Here is a 24854-nt window from a genome sequence, read left to right on the forward strand (position 1 = left end):
TCTCCCCGCTACGCGAGGAGAAGGAGTAGCAACCCCTCGCCCCGCTTGCGGGGAGAGGGACAGCGTCGCGGAGCGACGCAGGGTGAGGGGACGTCACGCCGCGTCGAAATTTGTCAGCCGATGCCTCACTTCGCCGGCCGGATTTGCAGCGTATACCTCGCCGCCCCCGGCAAGAACGGCGTCGCCCGCCCGTGCACCCAATCCTCATGCCCCGCGCCCCAGAACGGCGACAGCGGATGTCCGCTCTGTCCGCCAGGCATATGGATGATGCCGTCGGCCTCGTGACCCGGCGCCACCACCATGCGTTCGGAGGCGCCGAAGTCGGGCGCCTGCACGCGCGGCATCGCAACGTCGCCCGGCAGCGGCTCGAACGGCATGCACAACGTGCCGCGCACAAAACCCGGCAGCGCGCGCGCGAGCGGATGGCAGATCTTCGCGGTGTTCTGTTCGCCCCAGGTGCGCGCGCTCAGCGGGCCTTGCTCGGCCAGTTGATCGCGCACTTGGCGTGCCGCGTCTTCGAATAGCGCGTCCCAATCCGGGTAGCGCGGCGACAGCAGATGCGCGGGGCGTTGCGTCACCAGCGGCCACACGAAACCTTCCTGCTCCTGCAGCCCCGGCATGACGAAATCCTTGCCGAGCGCGGCCTGGGCGGGGCCGGTCAGGCCGTCGAGCACGCGATCGGTCACCGCCTTGCGCCAGGTGCGGACGATGCGATAGCTCACCGAGTCGATGCTGGCCCGGCCCTGCCACGTCGCCGCGCCATCGGCGAGCTCGCGCAGTGCAGGTTGGTGGCTGCGTTCCGCTTCCTCGCGCAGCAGTTGCCACCATGGCCGCAGGAATAGCGCGCGATCGTCGAGCTGCACCGCCAGCAGATCGCGCTCGCTCCATTGCCGTTTCGCGAACAGGTCGTCGCGAATCTGCTTCGCGCGCGCACCCAGCGTGCTGCCGCCGTCGCCGGCCAGACGCAGGACCTCATCGCCGACGACGCGGTTGTTCGCGGTCCACAAGCGGCCCTGTGTAGGCACCAGCAGCGGTGCGCGCGACGTGCTGATCGGCCACGGCGGGCACGACTGCGTGTTTTCGATCGGCTGGGTGGCGTCGCAAGCGGCCGCGCGGATCGGGATCGGTCCCAGCCAGCGCCAGCCGATCGCGCCCTGGCTGTCGGCGATCAGCATGTTCTGCGCGGGAATCGCCGAGCGCCGCGCGATTTCCACGGCATTGGCCAGATCGCGCGCTCGTGCCATGTCGACCAGGTTGAGGTTCAGCGAGCCGGGTACGTGCGCGACCCAGCGCAGCGCCAGGGCGCGGCCGCGCGCGTCGTGCGCCATGACCGGGCCCCACGCGGTTTCCTCGATGTCGAAATCGACCGGCTCGGCACCGGCGACTGCGATCTTTTCGCGATGGTGCGTGGCCGGGACGCAGGCCGGCTTCGGCGTGTCGCCGCAGATGTCCTGCACCGCCCAGTCGAGCGTATCGACGTAGCTGTTGGTGAACGCCCAGGCCACGTGTCCGTTGCTGCCGACCACGGTGAAGGGGAAGCCGGGCAGGGTGAAGCCGCCGATGTCGACACGGCCGCCCGGCGCGTGCTCGTCGCGATAGCGCAGTTGCGCGCGGAACCAGATATTCGGCGCGCGCAGTCCCAGATGCATGTCGTCGGCGACGATCGCGCGGCCGTCGCGCGTGAGCTGTCCGGACACGGCGAAGTTGTTGCTGCCGATCACGCGCGGCGTGGGCTCGGCGTCGCCGGCCTGCGGCGGATGCGGCAGTTTGCGCAGGTCGACTTCGTCCGCGCCCGGCAACACGGCATCGCCGCGCGCGGGCCCGGTCAGCGGCGCATCCCAGCGGCTGCCGTCGCGCGTGAGCAGGGTGTAGAGCGCGGGCGGCATGTGCGGACGCATCTTCCACAACGCCAGCTCGCGCGCGTTCCCGCCGTCCTGCAGGTCGAAGTACATCGCGTAGGCGACCAGCGGCGAATCGCTCAGCTTCCACGGCTTGGGCTGCGTGCGCAGCAACAGGTAGGGCCACGGGCGGACCTTGAGATCGCGCACGCCGGCGTTGACGCCGTCGACGTAGGCCTGCATCTGGCTGCGATGCGTCCCGACGATCTGGTCCAGGTCGGCTTCGACGCGGGCACGGAAGCGGTGCACGCGATGTTCCTTGTCGACGTCCACGGCGATCGGCCCGAACAGCTCGGCCAGCTCGCCCGCGGCGGTGCGCCGCAGCAGATCCATTTCGAAGTAGCGCTCCTGCGCGTGCACGTAACCCAGCGCACGCATGGCGTCGGTCGCGTTCGCCGCTTCGATGGTGACGACCCCGAGCGAATCGCGCTGGACGGTGACGGGCGCCGACAGGCCCGTGAGGGACAGTTCACCTTCCAGCCGGGGCAGGCTGCCGCGCAGCAGCCACCACGCGGTCAGTGCCAGGACGATGAGCAAGATCAAAAGGGCGAGCAGGCTGCGCCCGATCCACTTCCGCGTGGTCCATTTCAGCATGTGCGCTCCCGCAGGTAGGCTGCTCCGCGCCGCAGCTTAGCCTAGAGGCGCGTGGTCGTTGCAGGCGAAACATTCGCTTGCAAGTCGCGACGCGGTGAAGCAGGATCGGGCCATGACCTCCGCTTCCGCCCGCATGCCCATCGCCGCCGATCGCGGCCGCGTGCGTTCGGCCTATCCGGCGCGCCAGGTCAACGCCCAGCAGATCAATAACAACCGCAATAACGCCAGCCTCCCGCGGGCCGGCGATTAGCGCGCGTTAGAAAATAACCGCCCCGATCGCTCACGAAGCCCGCGCCGCAAGCGCGGGCTTCGTCGTTTTCGGCACCAGAACCCCATCAGGAGTCTCCCCATGTGTTCCATCCTCGGCATCTTCGGCCTGCAGGCCGGCGACGACTTCCACCTCCTGCGCCGCAGCGCCCTCGAACGCTCGCAACGGCAGCGCCACCGCGGCCCCGACTGGAGCGGTGTGCATCAGGACGACGGCGCCATCCTGGTCCACGAACGCCTGGCCATCGTCGATCCCGCGGGCGGCTCGCAGCCTTTGCGTTCGGCGGATGGCGAGCTGGTCCTCGCCGTCAACGGCGAGATCTACAACCACCGCGAACTGGAACGTCAGCTGGTCACGCCCTACGCCTTCCAGACCGGCTCGGACTGCGAAGTAATCAGCGCCCTGTACCGCGACAGTGACGACATCGGCGCCTGGTTGAACGCGTTGAACGGAATCTTCGCCTTCGCCTTGTGGGACCGCGCACGGCAGCGCTACGTGATCGCCCGCGATCCGATCGGCGTGTGTCCGCTGTACTGGGGGCACGATGACGACGGCCGGCTGTGGGTGGCATCGGAAATGAAGGCATTGGCGGATATCTGCGCCGATGTGGCGCAATTCCCGCCGGGCCACTACTACGACAGCGCGCGCGGCGAACTGGTGCGCTACTACGCACGGCCCTGGCGCGACCATGCCGCAACGCAGGACATCGAAGTCGCGAGGCAGGAGCTGCGCGAAGCCTTCGAGCGCGCCGTGCACCGCCAGCTGATGTCGGACGTGCCCTACGGCGTGCTGCTGTCGGGCGGGCTCGATTCCTCGCTGGTCGCCGCCGTCGCCGCGCGCTACGCGCGCCGTCGTGTCGAAGAAGACGACCAGGCCGAAGCGTGGTGGCCGCGATTGCATTCGTTCGCCATCGGCCTGGAAGGTTCGCCGGACCTCGCCGCGGCGCAGGTCGCGGCCGCGGCGCTGGGAACCGTGCATCACGGCTTCACCTACACCTTCGAGGAAGGGCTCGACGCGTTGCCGGAGGTCATCCGCCATATCGAAACCTACGACGTCACCACCATCCGCGCCTCTACGCCGATGTTCTTGCTGGCGCGGCGGATCAAGGCGATGGGGGTGAAGATGGTGCTGTCGGGCGAAGGCAGCGACGAAGTGTTCGGCGGCTACCTGTACTTCCACAAGGCACCGAACGCCCGCGAGTTCCACGAAGAAACCGTGCGCAAGCTCGACGCTCTGCACAACTACGACTGCCTGCGCGCCAACAAGTCGATGATGGCTTGGGGCGTGGAGCCGCGCGTGCCTTTCCTCGACGTCGAATTCCTCGACGTGGCCATGCGCATGGACGCGCGCTTCAAGATGGCGCGTCCCGGTCCGGATAGCGCGCGTCCGATCGAGAAGGCGATCCTGCGCGAAGCGTTCGCGGGCTATCTGCCCGACGCGATCCTGTGGCGGCAGAAGGAGCAATTCAGCGACGGCGTCGGCTACGGCTGGATCGACGGGCTGAAGGCGCACGCGCAAGCGCAGGTCAGTGACCGCGTGTTCGCCGCCGCGGCCAGCCGCTTCCCGGTCAACCCGCCGCAGAGCAAGGAGGCGTATCTTTATCGCCACATCTTCGAGCAGTTCTTCCCGGGCGTGGCGTGCGCGCAGACGGTGCCGGGCGGCAAATCCATCGCCTGCTCATCGCCGGCGGCGATCGCCTGGGATGCGGCCTTCGCGAAGATGGCGGACCCGTCGGGGCGCGCGGTAGTGGACGTGCACCAGGCGGCCTTGGCCTGAGCCGGAGCGGCGCGCCCGGTGCGTGCGCGCCCTCCGCCGAACGGCCGCTCGATGCGCCTTGCAGCGTTGAATATTCCGTATGGCCCGGTCTGTGCACACGCCGAATGGTTTCGGACGTTCCGAAGCGCCGGCCGTGCGCGTGCTCGAGGGCGCCTCGATTCCGGAACCGCCCACCCGGCCGGGGGAGGTCGACGCCGTCGTGCTGCGCCTGGCCGAAACCTCGTTCGGCTGCCGCGACGCGCGCCTGGTCTGGGTATCGGGCACCACGACCGAAGGCAAGCTGCGCCGCCACCAGTGGCCGACGACGCCCTTGTCGCTGGAGGAATCCCGGCTCATCGACGAGGCCCTGGAGCGCCGGGCGAGCGTCGCCGGCCAGACCCGCATCGTCGGCAACGGTAATGCCGCCGGCTGGATGCGCATCGCCTATCCGTTGAACTACGCGCGGGCGGTGTTCCTGGGCGAATGGCCGGAGGCCTGCGCGCAGCCCGGCGGCGAGCCGGCAGGGCTGATCGATTTCCTGACCCTGCTTGCCGCGCGCATGCGCGCCGAAGTCGAACTGGTCGCCGCGCACCACGCGACCGGCCGCCTGGGCAAGGCGGCGCAACTGCAGACGGCGCTGTATTCGATCGCCGACCTGGCCAGCAGCGAGCTCGACATGAAGGAAATGCTGCGGCGCACGCACGCCGTCGTGGCCGGCCTGATGTATGCGGCGAACTTCCTGATCGCCGTGTACGAGCCGGAGCGCGATGCCGTGCGCTTCGTCTACGTCGCCGATGAAAAGGGCATGCATGGCGTGGCCGTCGGCGAGGAGGTTCCCGCCGCGCGTCTGCGCGACAGCCTCACTCTCGCGGTGATCCGCAGCGGCTTGCCGGCGATGGGGCCGTCGGTGCAACTGCGGCAGCAGTTCGGGCTGGGCCCGGCCGGCGAATTCGGCCCCGACAGCGCCGACTGGCTGGGCGTGCCCATGATGTCGGATGGCGTGGTGCGCGGCGCCATGGTCGTGCAGAGCTACGACCGCGCCGTGCGCTACAGCGACGCCGATCGCGCCCAGCTTGGCTTCGTCGCCCAGCACATTCTTACGGCGCTGCGGCGCAAGCAGGCGCAGGAAGAGCTCAACAACCGCGTCGAGGACCGCACCCGCGCGCTGATGGCGGAAGTCGAAGAGCGCCAGCGCGGCGAGAAGCTGCAGGCGGCGCTCTACAGCATCGCCGACCTGGCCAGCACCGATCTCGACATGAACGAGATGCTCCGGCGCATCCACCTGGTGGTCGCCGAGCTGATGTACGCGCGCAACCTCATCATCGCCTTGCACGATGCCGAGCGCGAAACGCTGCGCGTCATCTACCACGCGGACGAGAAGGATCCCGGCATTCTCGACACCGGCGCCGACATCGCCGAACCGGACATGCAGGGCACGATCACGCTCGGCGTCATCCGCAGCGGCCGCGCGGTGATGGGGCATCCGGTGCAGGTCACCCGGCAACTGGGCATTCCCGAAGGCGTGTTCTTCGGCGCGGTGGCGGAAGACGTGCTCGGCGTGCCGATGGTGTCCGAAGGCGTCGTCCGCGGCGCCGTCCTGGTGCAGAGCTACGACGCGTCGGAACGCTACGGCGAGGAAGATCGCGCGCTGCTCGCTTACGTCGCCCAGCACATCCTCACCGCGCTGGACCGCAAGCAGGCGCAGTCCGAACTCGAGCATCGGGTGATGGACCGCACCCGCGAACTGGCCAAGGTCGTGGGCGAACTGCGCGAGCAGATCCGCGAGCGCGAGCGTGCAGAGCAGCAACTGATGCACGAGACCATGCACGACTCGCTCACGGGGCTGCCCAACCGCAGCTTCCTGTACGAGGCGCTGGAGCGCGCGCTGGCGCGCATGGTGCGCAATCCGAACCATCGATTCGCGGTGTTGTTCCTGGACCTGGACCGCTTCAAGGTGATCAACGACAGCGTGGGGCATCTCGCCGGCGACGAGATGCTGAAGGAGGCCGGCGCACGGCTGGCCGCGTGCGTGCGTCCCTTCGACGTCGTCGCGCGGCTGGGCGGTGACGAGTTCGCCGTGCTGCTGGAGGACGTCAACCTGCCGGAAGAGGCCTGCCATGTCGCGCAACGCGCCATCGAGGCGCTGAGCGAGCCGATGCATATCAACGGCAAGGAGCTGTTCACCTCGGCGAGCGTCGGGATCGCCCTGGGTCACTCGCGCTACCGTCGTGCGGAAGAGTTGCTGCGCGACGCCGACGTCGCCATGTACCGGGCCAAGGCGCATGGCCGGCAACGCTTCGAGATATTCGACGAGCGTCTGCACCGCGAGGCATTGCAACTGCTGGAGCTGGAGAACGACTTACGCCGCGCCATCCAGCGCTACGAATTCGAGCCGCACTTCCAGCCGATCGTGCGGCTATCCGATCGTCATGTCGTGGGCTACGAAGCGCTGTTGCGCTGGCGGCATCCACGCCGCGGCCTGGTGGCGCCGGGCGAGTTCCTGGACGTGGCGGAGGAGAACGGCAGTGTCGAGCAGATCGACTGGCAATTGTTCGAGCAGGCCTGCCGCGAGATCGGCATGCTCGGCGACGACGACAGCTACGTCACCCTCAACGTTTCGCCGCGGCACTTCCGCTCGCCGACGCTGGCCGGGCAGATGCTGGAGCTGTTCGATACCTACCGGCTCTCCCACGATCGGATCCGTCTCGAAGTGACCGAAGGCGCCCTGCTGGACAATCCCGAGCAGGTGCGCGTCACGCTCGAAGAGCTGCGCGAATCGGGTGTCGTCGCGGCGCTGGACGACTTCGGTACCGGCTACTCGTCGCTGAGTTATCTGCACAGGTTCCCACTGCAGGCGCTCAAGATCGACCGCTCGTTCGTGAGCGCATTGCAACAAAACGAACGCGGCGGCAGCACGGCGGTGGTGCGCGCTGTGCTGGCGATGGCGCGCACGCTGGGCATGGACGTGATCGCCGAGGGCGTGGAGACCGACGAGCAGCGCGACTGCCTGCTGGAAATGGGTTGCGAGCTGGGGCAGGGCTTCCTGTTCTCGCGCGCGCGCCCGGCGGCGGAATGGGCGGCGCAGCGCGCGCACTGATGCGGACGGCCGGTCCGCGATCGCTGTCCGCAGCGTGCGGTCAGCGGCGGATCAGCCGATAGACCACGGTATCCAGAGCGGTGACGCCTTCCTCGATGAAGGCCGGTTGCTGCGCGAGGATGTCGCGGCGTTCCAGCACTTCGACGTGCCATTGCGGCTCGTACAGCTCACGCACTTCGGCTTCGGTCACGCTGAAGGGCGGCCCCTGCTTTTCGCCTTGCGGATACTCGAGCGTGATCAGCAGGCCGCGGCAGCCCTGCGGCAGGCGCGCGTACACCTCATCGACGTAGCGGCGGCGCAGCTCCGGCGGTAGCGCGATCAATGCGGCGCGATCGAAGACCACGCTGCAGTCCTGCAGGGCCTGCGCATCCAGGGCGAACGCGTCGCCCTGGACGATCTCCACACTGCCGGCGATGTAATGCGTGCCGTACTTCGACTCCCGTACTTCGGGGACGACGCCGTGTTCGGAAATGAACTGCTTGATCGCCAGCGGCGAAAGCTCGACACCGAAGACGCGGTAGCCCTCCGACGCGAACCACACCATGTCCAGCGACTTGCCCGCCAGGGGCACGAAGACCGTCGCCCCTACCGGCATGCCGATCGCCGGCCAGTGCTTGAGCAGCAGCGGCGTCGGCTTGTCCTGATGGAAGCCGATCTGGTTGTCGCGCCAGCGTTGGAGCCAGAAGTCGGGTTGCATTGGTTATTGGACTTCCAGTCCTTCGACCTTCTGCCAGCCCCTAGGCAACAACCCACCCCGCGTCGCCCGCGCCCCGATGTACTCCTCCAGATCCTTGAACGACAGCGACATCGTGCGCGTGCCGGACTTCACCACCAGCGTGCCGCCCTGCGGCACCACGGCGACGGCGACGACGCGCTCGGTGCCGAGCTTGGCCTTGGGAATGTCGATGATCTTGTTGCCCTTGCCCTTGTCGAGTTCCGGCAGTTCCGACACGGGGAAGGCGAGCAGGTGGCCGACGTTGGTCACCGCGACCACACGGTCCTTCTCGCCGGTAGCGACCTGCGCCGGCTGCAGCACCTTCGCGTTCGGCGTCAGCGACAGCATCGCCTTGCCGGCCTTGTTGCGGCCGGTGAGGTTTTCGAAGCGGGTGATGAAGCCATAGCCGTGCGAGGAGGCGAGCACGAACTTGGTCTCGTTGTCGCCCGTCGCCAGCGCCTGGAACGACGCGCCGGGCGCTGGCGCGAAGCGGCCGGTCAGCGGCTCGCCGTTGCCGCGTGCCGACGGCAGCGTATGCGCCACGGTCGAATACGAACGCCCAGTGGAATCGAGGAACGCCACCTGCTGCGTGCTGCGGCCCTTCGCCGCGGCGAGCAGGCCGTCGCCATCGCGATAGCTGAGCGAGGCCGCATCGACCTCGTGACCCTTGGCCGCGCGCACCCAGCCCTTCTCGCTGATAACGATCGTCATCGGTTCGCTGGCGACCAGTTCGGTCTCCGACAGCGCCTGCGCGGCTTCGCGCGCGACCAGCGGGGAACGGCGCGCGTCGCCGAACTTCTTCGCGTCGGCGAGCAGCTCGTCCTTCACCAGCTTCTTCAGCTTGGCCTTGCTGTCGAGCGTGGCGATGATGCGATCGCGCTCGGCGTCGAGTTCGGATTCCTCGCCGCGGATCTTCATTTCCTCCAGGCGCGCCAGCTGGCGCAGCTTGGTCTCGAGGATGTAGTCGGCTTGATCGTCGCTCAGCTTGAAGCGGGAGATGAGCACCGGCTTGGGCTCGTCCTCGCTGCGGATGATGCGGATGACTTCATCCAGATTGAGGAAGGCGATCAGCAAGCCTTCCAACAGGTGCAGACGGCGCTCGACCTTGTCGAGGCGGTGCTTGAGGCGGCGCGTCACCGTCTCGGTACGGAACTTCAGCCACTCGCCGAGGAACGTCTTGAGCCCCTTCACCTGCGGGCGGCCGTCTTCGCCGATCACGTTGAGGTTGACGCGGAAGCTCTTCTCCAGGTCGGTCGTGGCGAACAGATGGCCCATCAACTGCTCGACGTCGACGCGGTTGGAGCGCGGCACCAGCACGATGCGGGTCGGATTGGCGTGGTCGGACTCGTCGCGGATGTCTTCCAGCCAGGGCAGCTTCTTCGCCCGCATCTGCGTGGCGATCTGCTCGATCACCTTGCTCGGCGAGGCCTGGTAGGGCAGCGCGGTGATGACGATATTGGCGCCGTCGCGCTGGAACACGGCGCGGGCGCGCACGCTGCCCAGGCCGGTTTCGTACATCGCCATCAACTCGCTGCGCGGCGTGATGATCTCGGCGGTGGTCGGATAGTCCGGACCGAGGATGTGTTCGCACAGATCGCGCGTGGTCGCGTCCGGATCGTCGAGCAGGCGCACGCAGGCGCTGACGACTTCGTTCAAGTTGTGCGGCGGCACGTCGGTGGCCATGCCGACCGCGATGCCGGTGGTGCCGTTCAACAGCAGGTGCGGCAGGCGCGCGGGCAGCCAGGTGGGCTCTTCCAGAGTGCCGTCGAAGTTGGGATCCCAGTCGACCGTGCCCTGGCCGAGTTCGCCCAGTAGCACTTCGGCGATGGGCGTGAGCTTGGCCTCGGTGTAGCGCATCGCCGCGAACGACTTGGGATCGTCGCTGGAACCGAAGTTGCCCTGGCCCTCGATCAGCGGATAGCGATACGAGAACGGCTGCGCCATCAGCACCATCGCCTCGTAGCAGGCACTGTCGCCGTGCGGGTGGTACTTGCCGATGACGTCGCCGACGGTGCGCGCGGATTTCTTCGGCTTGGAGGCGGCGTTGAGGCCCAGCTCGCTCATCGAATAGATGATGCGGCGCTGCACCGGCTTGAGCCCGTCGCCGAGGAAGGGCAGGGCGCGGTCGAGGACCACGTACATCGAGTAGTCGAGGTAGGCGCGCTCGGCGTATTCGCGCAGCGGGATCTGTTCGAAGCCGTGGAAGACCGGACGGACGGTATCGCTCATGGAGTGGTGCGAGGCCTGGAATGAAAATCTGAAGGGGATTCTAACGGCGGGGCGGCGTCGCGCCCGCGCGAGCGCGCATTACCGGTACAAGGTCGCTGGCGGCTTAATGCCTTGAACCGGGCGCCAACCACCGCCCGCCTGGACAGGCCCGTCGTGGCGGCAATATCGGCAAAAGGCCAGGCGCACCGGAAAAGAAAAAGCCCCGCATTTCTGCGAGGCTTTTCTCAAAATCGTTGGTGCCCAGGAGAGGACTCGAACCTCCACGGTTTTACCCGCTAGTACCTGAAACTAGTGCGTCTACCAATTCCGCCACCTGGGCTTCGCTTGCGGCGTTGAGCCGTGCGAGGGCGCGTATGTTGCGTTGCGGCGGCGCGCTTGTCAACGACTTGTTACACGCTTCCCGCAGCGGGGCCGCGCTCCATTCATGGCGACCGTGTCTTCATGGTGATGTGCGACCATGAGGCGATGAAAAAGAAGACCACGGGCGGTCGCAAGACCGCGGCGGGCAGCGGCCGCAGCGCCGGCCCGAGCCGCGCGGGAGGCCCGGCCAAGGCGGCCGGCACGACAGGGAAGAAGGGCGCGCCACGCCCCCAAGGCGCGGCGCCGCGCCCGGCGTGGATGCCGGAGCCGCCGCCGCGCGGCTTCAAGGCCAGCACGTCCAGGACCGGCTCGTCCAAGAGCGAAACGTCCAAGGGCGAAGCGCGCAGGTCGGACACCTTCGAGCCCAACAAGAAGGCGGCCAGGCCACCAGCCCGTGGCGGGATTCAGCCAGGAGCCATCCGGCCCGGTCAATTCGAACGCGATCAACGCGAACGCGATCAACTCGAGACGGGCGCTTTCAACGACCCGCACGCCGACCGTGAAGCCAGCCGTTACGAGCAGCCCATCGCCAGCCGCGAGCTGATTCTGCGCCTGCTGGGCGAGGGTCCGATGGCGGCCGATGCGCTGGCGCAGCGGCTCGACCTGGCGGCGCCGGATCGCTTCGATGCACTGAACAAGCGCCTGGCCGCCATGCTTCGCGATGGGCAGCTGCTGCTGAACCGGCGCGGCGAGTTCGCGCCCGTCGAACGGCTGGACCTCATCGCCGGCACGGTCATCGCCAATCCGGACGGCTTCGGCTTCCTGCGCCCGGATAAGGGCGGCGGCGACGACCTGTTCCTGCCGCCGCTGGAGATGCGCAAGGCGATGCATGGCGACCGCGTGCTCGCCAGCGTCACCGGCATGGACCGGCGCGGCCGCCGCGAAGGCGCGATCGTGGAAGTGCTGGAGCGGCGCCTCAACCGGCTGATCGGCCGCTTCGAAATCGAATCGGGCATCAGCTACGTCGTGCCCGATGACCGCCGCATCCAGCGTAACCTGCAGATCCCGCCGGACGCGCGCGGCGAGGCCAAGCACGGCCAGCTCGTGGTGGCGGAGATCACCCAGGCCCCCGATTCGTGGCGGCCACCGATCGGCCGCGTGCTGACCGTGCTGGGCGAGCGCCTGACCGCCTCGCTGGCGGTGCAGGCCGCGATCCACGGGCATGAGCTGCCGCACGAATTTCCGCAGCCGGTGTTGAACGAAGCCGCCACGGTACCGCTCACCGTCGATGCGGCGACCGCGCAGGGACGCGTCGATCTGCGCGGCACGCCGCTAGTCACCATCGATGGCGAGGACGCCAAGGATTTCGACGATGCGGTGTATTGCGAGCCCAATCGCGACGGTTTCCGCCTGGTCGTCGCGATCGCCGATGTCTCGCACTATGTGCGGCCCGGTTCGCCGCTGGACGACGAAGCGCAGAAGCGCGCCACGTCGGTGTATTTCCCCGGCTTCGTCGTGCCGATGCTGCCGGAGACCCTGTCCAACGGTATCTGCTCGCTGAACCCGAAGGTCGACCGTCTGTGCTTCGTCTGCGACATGCAGGTCGATCGCAACGGCGAGGTGACCCGCTCGAAGTTCTACGAGGCGGTGATGCATTCCCACGCGCGCCTCACCTACACGCTGGTGTGGAATGCGGTCGGCGACGTGCCCGAGGAGACCCAGGCCGAAGCGCGCACGCAGATCGGCAGCGCCGTGCTGCCGCAAGTCGAACACCTGCACCAGCTCTACCGAATTCTGGCCAAGGCGCGCGAACGCCGCGGCGCGATCGAATTCGAATCCTCGGAAGTGCGTTTCGTGCTCGGCGCGCAGGGCGAAGTCGTGCAGGCCGGCATGCTGCAGCGGAACGACGCGCACAAGCTGATCGAGGAATGCATGATCGCGGCCAATGTCGAAGCGGCGAAGTTCCTGCTCTCGCATCAGGTGCCCGCGCCGTACCGCATCCACGAGCGTCCACCGGAAGAGAAGTACGCGGACCTGCAGGAATTCCTCAAGGAATTCACCCTGCGCATGCCGCCATGGGCGAAGGTGCAGCCGAAGGATTTCACCGTGCTGCTGAAGAAGATCCGCGAGCGGCCGGATGCGGCGCTGCTGGAGTCGGTGCTGCTGCGCAGCCAGTCGCTGGCGGTGTATTCGCCGGACAACGTCGGCCATTTCGGCCTGGCGCTGGAGGCATACGCGCACTTCACCTCGCCGATCCGGCGCTATCCGGACCTGCTGGTGCATCGCGCGATCAAGCACGCGCTGCACCACGGCAAGCCGGTCGACTTCTATTCGCCGCGCGAAATGACCGCGCTGGCCCTGCAGTGCTCGGAGCGCGAGCGCCGCGCCGACGAAGCCGAGCGCGAGGTCGACGAGCGTTACCGCGCCGCGTGGATGGAACAGCACGTGGGCGGTCAGTTCCCGGGCGTGATCAGCGGCGTCACCAGCTTCGGTCTGTTCATCGAGCTGGACGATTCCAAGGTCAATGGCCTGGTGCACGTGACCCAGCTGCCCAGCGACTTCTACCACTTCGACCCGATCCGCAAGACGCTGACCGGCGAACGCACGGGCCGCGAGTTCCGCCTGGGCGACCGCGTCGAGATCATCGTGCTCAAGGCCAGCGTGGAAGACCGGCGTATCGACTTCCGCCTGGTCGAAGAGCGTGGGGCGAAGCCGTTGCCGCCCCGCGGCAAGCCGGCGAAGCGGGTGAAGCAGAAGTACTGATCCATCGCGGGCGCCGGGCCTGGGCCCCTCTTGGCGCGCCGGATGGCTTTCCCGGCGCGCAAGAGCAGGGGACAATGCGCCCATGAGCACAAAACAATGGATCGCCGGCATCAACGCGGTGTCGGCCGCCGTCGAACACGACGCCGACAACGTACGCGAAGTCCTGATCGAAGCCGGGGCGAAGAATCCGCGCCTGACCGAGATCGAGGCGAACGCGCGCCGCAAAGACATCGACGTGCGCCGCGTCGCCACGCAGGCGCTGGACGGCGTCGTCGGCAGCCTGCGCCATCAGGGCGTGGTCGCGCGCTATGCCGCGGCCAAGACCTATAGCGAGAACGACCTGCAGGGCCTGATCGAGGCCGCCGAAGGCAAGGCCTTGGTGCTGGTGCTCGACGGCGTGCAGGATCCGCACAACCTCGGCGCCTGCCTGCGCAGTGCGGCGGCGGCGGGCGCCACGGCGGTGATCTTCCCCAAGGACAAGGCGGTGCAGGTCAATGCGACCGTGCGCAAGACCTCGGCCGGCGCGGCGGACAGCATTCCGGTGATTCCGGCGACCAATCTCTCGCGCACGCTGCGCGATCTGCAGCAGATGGGCGTGTGGATCTATGGGTTGGCCGGCGAAGCCGAGGCGTCGTTCTGGTCGCTCGATCTGCGCGGCAACGTCGCCCTGGTGCTGGGCGGCGAAGCCGACGGCCTGCGCCGGCTCACGCGCGAGAACTGCGATCAGCTGGTGAAGATTCCGATGCCGGGCGCCGGCGACGTGGAAAGCCTCAACGTGTCGGTTGCTTCGGGCGTTGTGTTGTTCGAGGCGGCGCGACAGCGCAGGGTCTGAGGGCTGGGCGTACCAAAGACGCGCTGGCGATTTATTGTTCGCAGCCGCCGGCGCGGCACTGACTTATCTGGCTCGTGTAGCCAGAGGAGGGCCGGGACGACCCCGCCGCTCCATCTCATTCCGGGGACGGCCCCGCCTACGATGGGAGCACTGCAATGTCCTGGATCATCCTCGTTCTCGCCGGCCTGTTCGAAATCGCCTGGGCGATCGGCTTGAAATACACCGAAGGCTTCACGCGCTTGTGGCCCTCCGTGGGCACTGTCGCCGCGATGGCGGTTAGCCTGGGATTGCTGGGTGTCGCGATGAAGTCGCTACCCGTCGGTACGGCCTATGCCGTGTGGGTGGGCGTGGGCGCCGTCGGTACGGTGATTTTGGGGATCGTGCTGTTCGATGAGCCGCTCAATGCGTTGCGGGTCGGCAGTGTGGTGTTGATCGTGCTTGGATTGATCGGGTTGAAGCTGGCGACGCCGTAGTTCGCACGTCCCCTCACCCTGCGTCGCTGCGCGACGCGGTCCCTCTCCCCGCAAGCGGGGCGAGGGGTAGCTACTCCTTCTCCCCGCGCGCGGGGAGAAGGTGCCCCGAAGGGGCGGATGGGGGGCGAGCGAAGCAGCGCTGCATAAGCGCTGCTTCAACTCATCGAGCCTATGCCACTCGTCCGCCCGCTTACGGCGATGCCTGCCCCGCCGCAGGCAGCTTCAGCATCGGCCAACTGTTGACGATCTTGCAGAACAGCTGCGCCGTCCGCTCCGTGTCGTAGAAGGCCGAGTGCGCATCTTCATTGCGCCATTCCAGTCCCGCCGCCTGCACCGCGCGGGACAGGACGGTCTGGCCGTAGGCCACGCCCGCCAGGGTCACCGTGTCGAACACGCTGAAGGGATGGAACGGGCTGCGCTTGTGGCCCACGCGCGCGATCGCCGCATTGAGGAAGTTGAGATCGAAATGGGCGTTGTGTCCGACCAGGATCGCGCGCTGGCAACCGTGCTTGCGCATGGCCTCGCGTACCGGAGCGAAGACCAGGTCGAGTGCGGCCCGTTCCGGCTTCGCATCGCGGAACGGATGGTCGAGGATGATCCCGGTGATTTCCAGCGACTTGGGATCGATATCCATGCCCGTCGCGGGAATGACGTGGCTGCTGGTGACGCCACCGACGAACAACTGTCCGTTCTCGTCGATATCGATGGGCGCCACCGCGATCTCGAGCAGGGCGTGCCGGTTCCAGTCGAAGCCGCCGGTCTCGACGTCGACTACGACCGGGAGAAAGCCGCGGAAACGGGTAGAGAGGGGTGAGGCGGAGGATTTCGCGGCTTCTTGCATCCACGCAGTTTAGCCGGGCCGGACGGCGTCTCGTCGCCCAATTGCGCAAGCCGTGCGGAACGATTACCGCCGCGTGCCCAGCAGCGTGCCGTTCGCGCACATCTGCTCCAGCAGGCTCGCCCCCTGCGCCATGAAGGCCTCGTCCGCCTCCACGCCGGCTTCCGCGGCCAGGGCGCGAAGCTGTTCGCGGCCGTTCAACGCCGGGCTTTCGTCGAATCGGGCCAGCAGGCGGAACGCCAGCGCGCTCAGTTCGGAGAAGCGCACGTTGCCATCGGCTTCGCGGCGCAACAGCAGCAGCGTCGGCCGCTCGGGCGGCGTCGCCGGCTGATAGTCCGGCGCCAGGCGGTGCACGGGCCAGCGATAGGCCAGCGGCCAGGCCAGAGGCGAGACCAGCGGCGAGTCGGCAAGGAGATCGCCTTCGGGATCGTGCGCGACCTCGGCGGTCGTCGCTTCGGAAATCTGCAGCGCCAGTTCCACCCACTCGTAATGCGCGAGTTCGCCGAGGAAGGGTGGGTCCAGCTGTGGCAACGATTCGAGATAGCGCAGGAACTCCCGCGCGATCTCCGGGAACAGCGGCGTCTGGCTGCGGTGATCGCGATAGAAATCGCGCACCAGCGCTTTCCAGCGTGTCGTGCCCAGCAGCGTGCGGATCACCGGGAAGTTGCCGGACAGCAGGCTTTCGATGTTGTTGAACAGCAGCTCGCGGTAAATCGCGAGGCGGCGATCCTCGATGCCGCTTGGCGCCGCGACGTGCTCGGGATCGCGCAGGTGGCGGGTGAGCTCGAGTTGCTGCTCGCGTAGGCGCGCGGGTGCGGAGCCGGACTCAGCGGGCATGGCGGCTTTGCGTTTCGATCGGTGCGCCCGTGTGCGCATCCATGACGGCGCGAACGGTGCCAAGCTCGCCCAGCAGCTCGGCATAGGGCGGAATGTTGAAATCCCGCTCGAGCAGCGTAGGCCGTGCGCCGATGCGCGCATAGGCGGAGCCGAGCAGTTTCCAGACCGCGTCTTTCACCGGCGCGCCGTGCGTGTCGACCTTCAGATCTTCGGCTTCGTCGTAGTGGCCGGCGACGTGGATGTAGGCGACCCGCTGCGTGGGAAGCCGGGCCAGGAAATCTTCGGCGTCGTAGCGATGGTTGATCGCGTTGACGTAGATGTTGTTGACGTCCAGCAACAGGTCGCAGTCGGCTTCGGTGAGCACGGCGTTGATGAAGTCGATCTCGCGCATCGCCTGATGGGGTGCGGCGTAGTACGACACGTTCTCCACGGCGATGCGGCGTCCGACGATGTCCTGGGTCTGGCGGATGCGCGCGGCGACGTGATGCACGGCTTCCTCGGTGAAAGGAATCGGCAGCAGGTCGTAGAGCTGGCCGTCGTCGGCGCAGTAGCTCAGGTGTTCGCTGTACAGCGCGACGTGGTGGCGGTCGAGGAAGCGCCGCACGCGCGAAAGAAAGGTTTCGTCCAGCGGTGCGAAGCCGCCTAGCGAGAGCGAGAGGCCATGGCAGACGAGCGGGTGCTTCGCCGTGAGTTCCTCGAGGGCGTCGCCATAGCGGCCGCCCACGCCGATCCAGTTCTCAGGCGCGCATTCGAGGAAGTCGAAGTCGCCCGCGGGCGCGGATCGCAATGCATCGAGCAGCGCACGCCGCAGGCCCAGGCCGGCACTTCGTGGCGAAAGGGAGCGCATCGGAAAGCGTCGCGTCGATCGAAGAAAGTTGCGACGGGAGAGTGCAGGACTCTCCCGTCGCGGGTCACATCAGGCCATGCCGCCGCACTTGCCTTCGCCGCACTTGCCTTCCATCTTGGCCTTCTCGTCGGCGGGCTTCTTGTCGGCGCCGCACTTGGCTTCGCCGCCCTTGCCATCCATGTGCGCCTTCATCTCGCTGGCGTCGATGAAGCCGTCGTTGTTGGTGTCGTGCGCGGCGAACTTGCTGTTGTCGCCGTCGTGCTTGGCGGCGAATTCGGCGGACGAAATCTTGCCGTCCTTGTCCGCGTCCATCACGTCCATGCCGCACTTGCCTTCGCCGCACTTGCCCTCGGCCGCTTTCTTGTCGGCGCCGCACTTGGCTTCCGCGGCCTTCTTGTCAGCGCCACAGTTGGCTTCCGCAGCCTTCTTGTCGGCGCCGCAGTTGGCTTCGGCCTTCTTGTCGGCGGCCTTGGCTTCGCTGGCGGCGTGGCTGGCGCTCACCATGTAGCCGCTGGCCAGATCGTTCATGGCGAAGGCAGCGCCCGAAAATGCGATGCCACCGGCAAGGGCGGCGCCGACGGCGAGGGCTAGCGGTTTGTTGGTCTGCTTGGTGGACATGGTCAACGCTCCTGGTGGGTGCGGGGTGGATGGCGGGCGGTGCCGCAGGTTCGAGCCGGCCGAGTATGTACGCAACGGCCTTGGAAATGGATGTCGCGAAAGAATGCGCGGTGGACCGGGTGCGCGCATATCCCAAGAGTGGGTGGCAGGCAGAAAAGATGAGGGCGTGAAGGAGCCCTTCACGCCCATATTCAGCTGGAATTTAGCCCCGGGGCCGCCTGGCGCCGGCCTGACGCCAACAAAGGTCAGTCGCGAGGGTTAGCGCGTGGCGATCGACTCGTCGCGCTTCTCGCGCGGCGGCAGGGGCTCGTCGCCCTTGACCAGGAACCACACGTTCTCGGCGATGTTAGTAGCGTGGTCGCCCACGCGCTCCATGTTCTTCGCCATGAACAGCAGGTGGGTGCAGCCGGTGATGCTGCGCGCGTCTTCCATCATGTAAGTGAGCAGTTCGCGGAACAGGCCGGTGTAGGCGATGTCGATCTCGGCGTCGCGGGCGCGCACGCGCTGGGCCTGTTCGATGTCGCTGTCCTTGTAGGCGGCCATCGCATCGCGGACCTGCTGCACGGCCAGCGTGCCCAGCGCATGCAGCCCGGCGATGTGCGGCAGCGGCGGAGCGAGGTTGAGCGCGCGCGAGCGCTTGGCGACGTTGGCCGCCAGGTCGCCGATGCGTTCGATGTCGGCGGCGATGCGGATCGCGGCGAGGATCTGGCGCAGGTCGCGCGCCATCGGGCCGCGCAGCGCGAGCTTCATTACGTCGTGGCTGACCTCGCTTTCCAGCGCGTCGATCGCTTCGTCGTTGGCGATGATGCGCTCGGCGGCCTTGTCGTCGCGGCGCTGGACCACGTCGAGTGCGGCTTCCAGCTGCGCGGCGGCCATCTCGCCCATGCGCAGGGTTTCGGCGAGCAGGCGCTGCTGTTCGTCGTCGTAGCTCTTAACGATGTGGTCGTGCATGTTGGTGCCCATGGCTGTTCTCTGTTTCCTTCTAGGTGCGGTTTCTTACCCGAACCTACCCGTAATGTAATCTTCAGTCTGCTGCTTGGTCGGCTGCGAAAAGATCGTCTCGGTCGGACCGTGCTCGACCAGATCGCCCAGGTACATGAAGGCGGTGAAATCGGACACGCGCGCGGCCTGCTGCATGTTGTGGGTCACGATGGCGATCGTGTAGTCCTTCTTCAGCTCTTCGACCAGCTGCTCGATGCGGCTGGTGGAGATCGGATCCAGCGCCGAGGTCGGCTCGTCGAGTAGCAGCACGTCGGGCTTCAGCGCGACCGCGCGCGCGATGCACAGGCGCTGCTGCTGGCCACCGGACAGGCCCAGGGCGCTCTGGCCCAGCTTGTCCTTCACTTCGTCCCACAGCGCGCCCTGGCGCAGCGCACTTTCGACGCGATCGGTCATTTCCGACTTCGACAGCTTCTCGTGGTGACGGATGCCGTAGGCGACGTTCTCGAAGATGGTCATCGGGAACGGCACCGGCTTCTGGAACACCATGCCGACCTTGCTGCGTAGGCGGTTCATCGGGTACTTCGGGTCGAGGATGTTCTCCCCGTCCAGCAGCACCTCGCCCTTGGCCTGCAGCTTCGGATACAGCGCGTAGATGCGGTTGAAGATGCGCAGCAGCGTCGACTTGCCGCAACCGGAGGGGCCGATCAGCGCGGTTACGCGCTTTTCCGGTATCTCCAGGTTGATGCTCTTCAAGGCATGGAACTTGTCGTAGTAGAAATCCAGCCCGCGCGCTGCGAGCTTCACCTGCGTGGCAGCCGGTGCCGTCCCGATGCGGTCGGGCATGGCTACATTGAGACGGGCATCGTTCATGGCGGCGGTATTTCGAAGGGTGACGGGAGAGGGGGCTGGGGAAAGCACGTCCATGGCGTCCTCAGTCATGAGTGATCTTGTTGCGCAGCAGGAAGGTGCGCGCGAACAGGCTGACGGCGAGCACGAACAGCGTGAGCACCAGCGCACCGGCCCAGGCGATCGCTTCCCAGTTGGCGAAGCCGCTGCCGGCGAACTTGTACATGACCAGCGGTACCGCGGCCATCGCGCCCGACAGGTCGGTGCTCCAGAACTCGTTGCCGAAGGCGGTGAACAGCAGCGGCGCGGTTTCGCCGGAAATACGCGCCAGCGCCAGCAGGATGCCGGTCACGATGCCGGCCGAAGCGCTGCGATACAGCACCTGCACGATCACCTTCCACTGCGGAACGCCCAAGGACAGCGCCGCCTCGCGCATTTGCGCGGGCACCAGCCGCAGCATCTCGTCGGTGGTGCGCACCACCACCGGCAGCACGATGAAAGCGAGCGCGAGCGCACCGGCAAGCGCGGAGAACCGGCCGCCGGTCTGCATCACGAACACCGCGTAGACGAACAGGCCCAGCACGATCGAGGGGGCCGACAGCAGGATGTCGTTGACGAAGCGCACGGCAGTGCCGAGCTTGCGGTTGTTGCCGTATTCGGCCAGCCAGGTGCCCGCGGCGATGCCGAGCGGCGTGCCGATCAGGATGCCCAGTGCGCACATCACGAAGCTGCCGAAGAAGGCGTTTTTCAGACCGCCTGCTTCCATCGGCGGCGGCTGGTTCTGGGTGAACAAGGCCCAGTTGACGCCGCCGATGCCCTTGGCGATCAGCGTCCACAGGATCCAGCCCAGGAAGAACAGGCCGAACAGTGCCGCGGCCGTGGCCAGCACGATCGCGACGACATTCGCGATGCGGCGGCGCAGGTACAGGCCGCTGGAAGCGGAGGAGATCAGAGCGCTCATCAGTTGCCCTCCTTGCGGGACAGCTGCGCCAGCATCAGGCGGGCGATGGCGAGCACGACGAAGGTCACGATGAAGAGGACGAAGCCGAGCAGCAGTAGCGCGGAGCGGTAGGTTTCCGTCGCCTCGCCGAAGTCGTTGGCGATCAGCGCGGCGATGGTGGTGCTCGGTTCGAGCAGCGATTTGGTGAAGTCGACGCTGTTGCCGATCACGAACGCGACGGCCATCGTCTCGCCGAGCGCGCGGCCCAGTCCGAGGAACACGCCGCCGATCACCGCCGAACGGGTGTAGGGCAGGACGATGTCCCAGCTCACTTCCCACTTGGTCGAGCCCAGCGCGTAAGCCGATTCCTTCAGGCGTGTCGGCACGGTGAGGAACACCTCGCGCATCACCGAGGAGATGAAGGGGATCACCATGATCGACAGCACGACGCCCGAGGTGAGCATGCCCGCGCCGATCGGCGGGCCCTGGAACAGCGGTCCGATCACCGGCCAGGTGCCGACGTGGTCGTTGAGCCAGGGCACGATGGTTTCGCGCATCACCGGCATCAGCACGAAGAAGCCCCACATGCCGTAGATGATCGAGGGCACGCCGGCCAGCAGTTCGATCGCCGAGCTGACCGGGCCGCGCAGCCAGCGCGGCGCGACTTCGGTGAGGAAGAAGGCGATGCCGAAGCTGACCGGCACCGCGATGAGCATGGCGATGATCGCCGTCACCACGGTGCCGTAGATCGGTACGAGCGCGCCGTACTTGTCCTCGACCGGATTCCAGTCGCTGGAGAAGAAGAAGCTCAGGCCCTGCACCTGCAGCGCGGCGCGGCCGCCCCACAGCATCGACAGGGCCGCGCCGGCGAGCGCGATCAGCACGAACAGCGCGGTGCCGGTGAGGATCCAGCGGAACAGCTTGTCGTTGCGCGCGTCGGCGACGTCGCGGCTGCTGCTCGGCACGGTGGGGAGGGCGGTAGCGCTCATGGGGTGGGACTGTTCGCTCTTGGCTTCTGCTCGTCATCCCGGCGCAAGCCGGGATCCATTTGTTGGGTCACTTGAACTCGACCGACCAGTACGTCTCGATCTGCGCGACCAGTTGCGGCGGCAGTGGGACGTAATCGAGCGATTGGGCCTGCGCCTGTCCGTTTTCGAACGCCCACTTGAAGAACGCCCGCGTGTCGGCGCTGCGCTTGCGATCGCGCGGCTGCTTGTACATCAGGATGAAGTTGGTCGCGGTGATCGGCCAGGCGTTGGCGCCGGTCGCATTGGTCATGACCAGGTGGAAGTCCTGGGCCGACTTCCAGTCGGCGCTCGCGGCGGCGGCCGAGAAGGTCGCGGCGGAAGGAAGCACGAATTGCCCCGCGGCGTTCTGCAGTGCGGTGTAGCTCATCTTGTTCTGCAGCGCGTAGGCCAACTCGACGTAGCCCAGCGAGCCGTCGATCTGCTGCACATAGGCGGCGACGCCTTCGTTGCCCTTGCCGCCGATGCCGACCGGCCAGTTGACCGTGGTGCCTTCGCCGGCCTTGCCCTGCCATTCCGGGCTGACCTTCGACAGATAGTTGGTGAGGTTGAAGGTGGTGCCGGAACCGTCGGAGCGATGCACCACGCTGATCTTGGTCGCCGGCAGCGTTACTCCCGGATTGGCCTGGGCGATGGCCGGGTCGTTCCAGGCGGTGATCTTGCCCAGGTACATGTCGGCGAGCAGCGGGCCGGTGAGGCGCAGCTTTCCTGCCTCGATGCCCTTGAGGTGCACGACCGGAACCACGCCGCCGATGGCGGAGGGGAATTGGCCCAGGCCGGCCGCGGCCAGTTCATCGGGAGGTAGCGGCTTGTCGGTCGAGCCGAAGTCCACCGTGCCGGCCTTGATCTGCGCGATACCGCCGCCGGAGCCGATGGACTGGTAGTTGATCTTGACGCCCGTGGCCTTGTGGTAGTCGGCCGACCACTTCGACATCAGCGGATAGACGAAGCTGGCGCCGGCTCCGAGGATCGTTGCGCCGGCCGGGTCCTCGGCGGCCGTGTCCTTGCCCGCGGGCGCGTTCGCCGGCTTGCATGCGGCCAGCGCCAGGGCGGCGGCCAGGGCGAGCAGGGCGAGGCGGGGGGCAGGGGACTTCATGGGCACGGTCCATGAGCAGGCGTGGGGCGCCCACCGATGCCGGTATGAAATGATGTTTTTGTTACAGGGGAATGACATGGGCCTGTAACGGCAACGTCATGCGGGCCGCTGCGGGGCGGTTTCGGCCGGTCGAGCGGCCGGAGCTCCCTTCGTCATCCCCGTGAAGGCGGGGATCCAGGGACTTTGCTTTTGGTACGTCGGCTGCGGGCGGTCGGCTTCGGAAGGACGCGCTACCCGCCGGGATGGGGGTGGCTGCGACCCTCCGGACGGCAGTCCTGCCTTTAGTCGGGCCGCGGACCATCCCTGGTCCGCTCTCCGCCACCCCCATCCCGGCGGGCAGCGCTAATCGCGAACGTGAAGTTCGTGGCTTCGGCCCACGCGCTCTTCTTCTCCCCGCGTGCGGGGAGAAGATGCCCGGAGGGCAGATGAGGGGAGGCGAGCGCAGCGAGCTGCCTTTGCTTCTTCGTAGATGCGCCAGCTATGTGTGGGAGGGCAGGCGGTGCCGGTGGGCTCTGCGTGACTGTCGGCGGCATGGATGCCGCCGACCAAGCCGCGCCCCCGTGAAACGCAGTTGCGATAGGGAGGAACGCGCCGCAGCGCGTGTCTGTGGTGAACGATGGGGCTATTCACGGCGTGTCACGCAGACCGCACCGGCGCCGCCTGCCCGGCCGGGGATCTGGTATGGATGCTCAAAAGAAAAAGCGGGCCAGAAGGCCCGCTTTTCTGTCTTCCGGAATCCCTCCCGGATCAGAACTTCATGTTCTGAGCCCAGTAGGCCTGGATCTGCTGTACCAGCGCGTCCGGCAGCGGCACGTAGTCCAGAGCCTTAGCCTGAGCGTCGCCGTTGGCGTAGGCCCAGGTGAAGAAGTCCTTGGCGTTCTTGGCGCCAGTGGCGTTCTTCGGCTGCTTGTACATCAGGATGAAGTTGGTCGCGGTGATCGGCCAGGACTTCTCGCCCGGAGCATTCGTCATCACCAGGTAGAAGTCCTTAGCGTTGGCCCAGTCGGCGTTCGCGGCGGCGGCGGCGAAGCTTTCGTCCGACGGCAGCACGAAGTTGCCGGCGGCGTTCTTCATGCGCGAGTAGGCCATCTTGTTCTGCAGCGCGTACGACAGCTCGACGTAGCCGATGCCGCCCTTGATCTGCTTCACATAAGCGGCGACGCCTTCATTGCCCTTGCCGCCGATGCCGGTCGGCCACTTGACCGCGGTGCCTTCACCGACCGAGGACTTCCACTCCGGGCTGACCTTCGACAGGAAGTTGACGAAGTTGAAGGTGGTGCCCGAACCGTCCGAACGGTGCACGACCGTGATCTTGGCGTCGGGCAGCTGCACGCCGCTGTTGAGGGCGACGATCGCCGGGTCGTTCCACTTGGTGATCTTGCCGAGGAAGATGTTGGCGAGGGTCTCGCCGTCCAGCTTCATCGCGCCGGAAGCCACGCCCGGAACGTTGATGACCGGCACCACGCCGCCGATCACCGACGGGAACTGGGCCAGGCCGAACTTGGCCAGCTCATCGGGCTTCATCGGGGCGTCGGACGAGCCGAAGTCCACCGTCGCCGCCTTGATCTGGGCGATGCCGCCGCCCGAGCCGATCGACTGGTAGTTGACCTTCTTGCCGGTGGTCTTGGCGTACTCGGCCGACCACTTCGACATGATGGGGTAGACGAACGAAGCACCGGCGCCGGTGACGTCGGCAGCGAATGCATTGGCCGCGAAGGTCGTGGCGAGGGCCAGAGCGGCGACGCGGAACTTGAGGGTCTTGAACACGGATGGGCTCCTGGAGAGATACGACGGGCGAGGCCCGTTCGCTGCGCATTCCATAACGATTCGATGACAGCCCGGCGTCTGAAATATTTCAGTTGAGTGACAGGGGCGGCGTGCAGGCCATTCGTTCAGGCGGCGGCCGCGCATCAGGCAAAAGAAAGGGGCGCGGTTTTCACC

At 67.0% G+C, this 24854-nt stretch carries 19 protein-coding genes and 1 tRNA gene; 6 read left to right on the forward strand and 14 right to left on the reverse strand.

The window, feature by feature from the left end; translation table 11 throughout:
• Window positions 1-125: 125 nt before the first annotated feature.
• Window positions 126-2492, reverse strand: coding sequence for a penicillin acylase family protein (locus tag ACYVJ8_RS02290; RefSeq protein WP_460709276.1), 2367 nt, complete (start codon window positions 2490-2492; stop codon window positions 126-128).
• 112 nt (window positions 2493-2604) lie between these two features.
• On the opposite strand from ACYVJ8_RS02290, the gene ACYVJ8_RS02295 reads away from it, so the two are divergent.
• From ACYVJ8_RS02295 to ACYVJ8_RS02305, 3 genes are all read left to right on the forward strand, one after another.
• Window positions 2605-2742 (forward strand): hypothetical protein, encoded by a 138-nt coding sequence (locus ACYVJ8_RS02295; protein ID WP_460709277.1) that lies wholly within the window; start codon window positions 2605-2607, stop codon window positions 2740-2742.
• A gap of 99 nt (window positions 2743-2841) precedes the next feature.
• A complete protein-coding gene (gene asnB / locus ACYVJ8_RS02300) occupies window positions 2842-4536 on the forward strand; it encodes an asparagine synthase B (RefSeq protein ID WP_460709278.1) in 1695 nt (564 codons plus the stop codon).
• Between the two features lie 79 nt (window positions 4537-4615).
• Window positions 4616-7612, forward strand: coding sequence for a bifunctional diguanylate cyclase/phosphodiesterase (locus ACYVJ8_RS02305; RefSeq protein WP_460709279.1), 2997 nt, complete (start codon window positions 4616-4618; stop codon window positions 7610-7612).
• Between the two features lie 40 nt (window positions 7613-7652).
• Here ACYVJ8_RS02305 and ACYVJ8_RS02310 read toward each other — a convergent pair whose 3' ends face one another.
• The 3 genes from ACYVJ8_RS02310 to ACYVJ8_RS02320 all read right to left on the reverse strand — a co-directional run bounded on the left by ACYVJ8_RS02310 (window position 7653) and on the right by ACYVJ8_RS02320 (window position 10875).
• Window positions 7653-8309: a thiopurine S-methyltransferase gene (locus ACYVJ8_RS02310; protein WP_460709280.1), complete on the reverse strand. Its 657-nt coding sequence runs from the start codon at window positions 8307-8309 to the stop codon at window positions 7653-7655.
• A gap of 3 nt (window positions 8310-8312) precedes the next feature.
• Window positions 8313-10556: a DNA topoisomerase IV subunit A gene (parC, locus tag ACYVJ8_RS02315; RefSeq protein WP_460709281.1), complete on the reverse strand. Its 2244-nt coding sequence runs from the start codon at window positions 10554-10556 to the stop codon at window positions 8313-8315.
• Between the two features lie 234 nt (window positions 10557-10790).
• Window positions 10791-10875, reverse strand: a tRNA-Leu gene (locus tag ACYVJ8_RS02320).
• A gap of 146 nt (window positions 10876-11021) precedes the next feature.
• Between ACYVJ8_RS02320 and rnr the strand changes: the two genes are divergently transcribed.
• The 3 genes from rnr (at window position 11022) to sugE (ending at window position 14924) form a co-directional block, all read left to right on the forward strand.
• The gene (rnr, locus tag ACYVJ8_RS02325; protein WP_460709282.1) at window positions 11022-13619 is read left to right on the forward strand and encodes a ribonuclease R; all 2598 of its coding nucleotides are present in this window, start codon (window positions 11022-11024) and stop codon (window positions 13617-13619) included.
• Between the two features lie 82 nt (window positions 13620-13701).
• On the forward strand, window positions 13702-14451 hold the full coding sequence (gene rlmB / locus ACYVJ8_RS02330) for a 23S rRNA (guanosine(2251)-2'-O)-methyltransferase RlmB (RefSeq protein ID WP_460709283.1): 750 nt from the start codon (window positions 13702-13704) through the stop codon (window positions 14449-14451).
• 155 nt (window positions 14452-14606) lie between these two features.
• Window positions 14607-14924 carry a quaternary ammonium compound efflux SMR transporter SugE gene (sugE, locus tag ACYVJ8_RS02335; protein ID WP_460709284.1) on the forward strand — a complete coding sequence of 106 codons (318 nt, stop codon included), beginning with the start codon at window positions 14607-14609 and terminating at the stop codon, window positions 14922-14924.
• A gap of 190 nt (window positions 14925-15114) precedes the next feature.
• Here the strand turns inward: sugE and rnt are convergent, their stop codons facing one another.
• From rnt to pstS (ACYVJ8_RS02385), 10 genes are all read right to left on the reverse strand, one after another.
• On the reverse strand, window positions 15115-15765 hold the full coding sequence (rnt, locus tag ACYVJ8_RS02340; protein WP_460709285.1) for a ribonuclease T: 651 nt from the start codon (window positions 15763-15765) through the stop codon (window positions 15115-15117).
• 63 nt (window positions 15766-15828) lie between these two features.
• Window positions 15829-16599: an HvfC family RiPP maturation protein gene (locus ACYVJ8_RS02345; protein WP_460709286.1), complete on the reverse strand. Its 771-nt coding sequence runs from the start codon at window positions 16597-16599 to the stop codon at window positions 15829-15831.
• The gene (locus tag ACYVJ8_RS02350; protein ID WP_460709287.1) at window positions 16589-17446 is read right to left on the reverse strand and encodes an HvfB family MNIO-type RiPP peptide maturase; all 858 of its coding nucleotides are present in this window, start codon (window positions 17444-17446) and stop codon (window positions 16589-16591) included. The genes ACYVJ8_RS02345 and ACYVJ8_RS02350 overlap by 11 nt, the downstream gene beginning before the upstream one ends.
• A 69-nt stretch (window positions 17447-17515) precedes the next feature.
• A complete protein-coding gene (locus ACYVJ8_RS02355; RefSeq protein WP_460709288.1) occupies window positions 17516-18064 on the reverse strand; it encodes an HvfA family oxazolone/thioamide-modified RiPP metallophore in 549 nt (182 codons plus the stop codon).
• A gap of 258 nt (window positions 18065-18322) precedes the next feature.
• Window positions 18323-19027, reverse strand: a complete 705-nt coding sequence (phoU, locus tag ACYVJ8_RS02360) for a phosphate signaling complex protein PhoU (RefSeq protein WP_460709289.1) — start codon at window positions 19025-19027, stop codon at window positions 18323-18325.
• A gap of 33 nt (window positions 19028-19060) precedes the next feature.
• Window positions 19061-19876, reverse strand: coding sequence for a phosphate ABC transporter ATP-binding protein PstB (pstB, locus tag ACYVJ8_RS02365; protein ID WP_460709290.1), 816 nt, complete (start codon window positions 19874-19876; stop codon window positions 19061-19063).
• Between the two features lie 61 nt (window positions 19877-19937).
• Complete coding sequence (gene pstA, locus ACYVJ8_RS02370; protein ID WP_460709291.1) at window positions 19938-20813, reverse strand: phosphate ABC transporter permease PstA; 876 nt, start codon at window positions 20811-20813, stop codon at window positions 19938-19940.
• On the reverse strand, window positions 20813-21781 hold the full coding sequence (gene pstC / locus ACYVJ8_RS02375; RefSeq protein ID WP_460709292.1) for a phosphate ABC transporter permease subunit PstC: 969 nt from the start codon (window positions 21779-21781) through the stop codon (window positions 20813-20815). Before pstC ends, pstA begins: the two co-directional genes overlap by 1 nt.
• Before the next feature lie 67 nt (window positions 21782-21848).
• A complete protein-coding gene (gene pstS, locus ACYVJ8_RS02380) occupies window positions 21849-22913 on the reverse strand; it encodes a phosphate ABC transporter substrate-binding protein PstS (protein WP_460709293.1) in 1065 nt (354 codons plus the stop codon).
• Window positions 22914-23660: 747 nt separating this feature from the next.
• Complete coding sequence (gene pstS, locus ACYVJ8_RS02385) at window positions 23661-24734, reverse strand: phosphate ABC transporter substrate-binding protein PstS (RefSeq protein ID WP_460709294.1); 1074 nt, start codon at window positions 24732-24734, stop codon at window positions 23661-23663.
• Window positions 24735-24854 lie beyond the last annotated feature (120 nt).

Source organism: Lysobacter terrae, assembly GCF_054782215.1.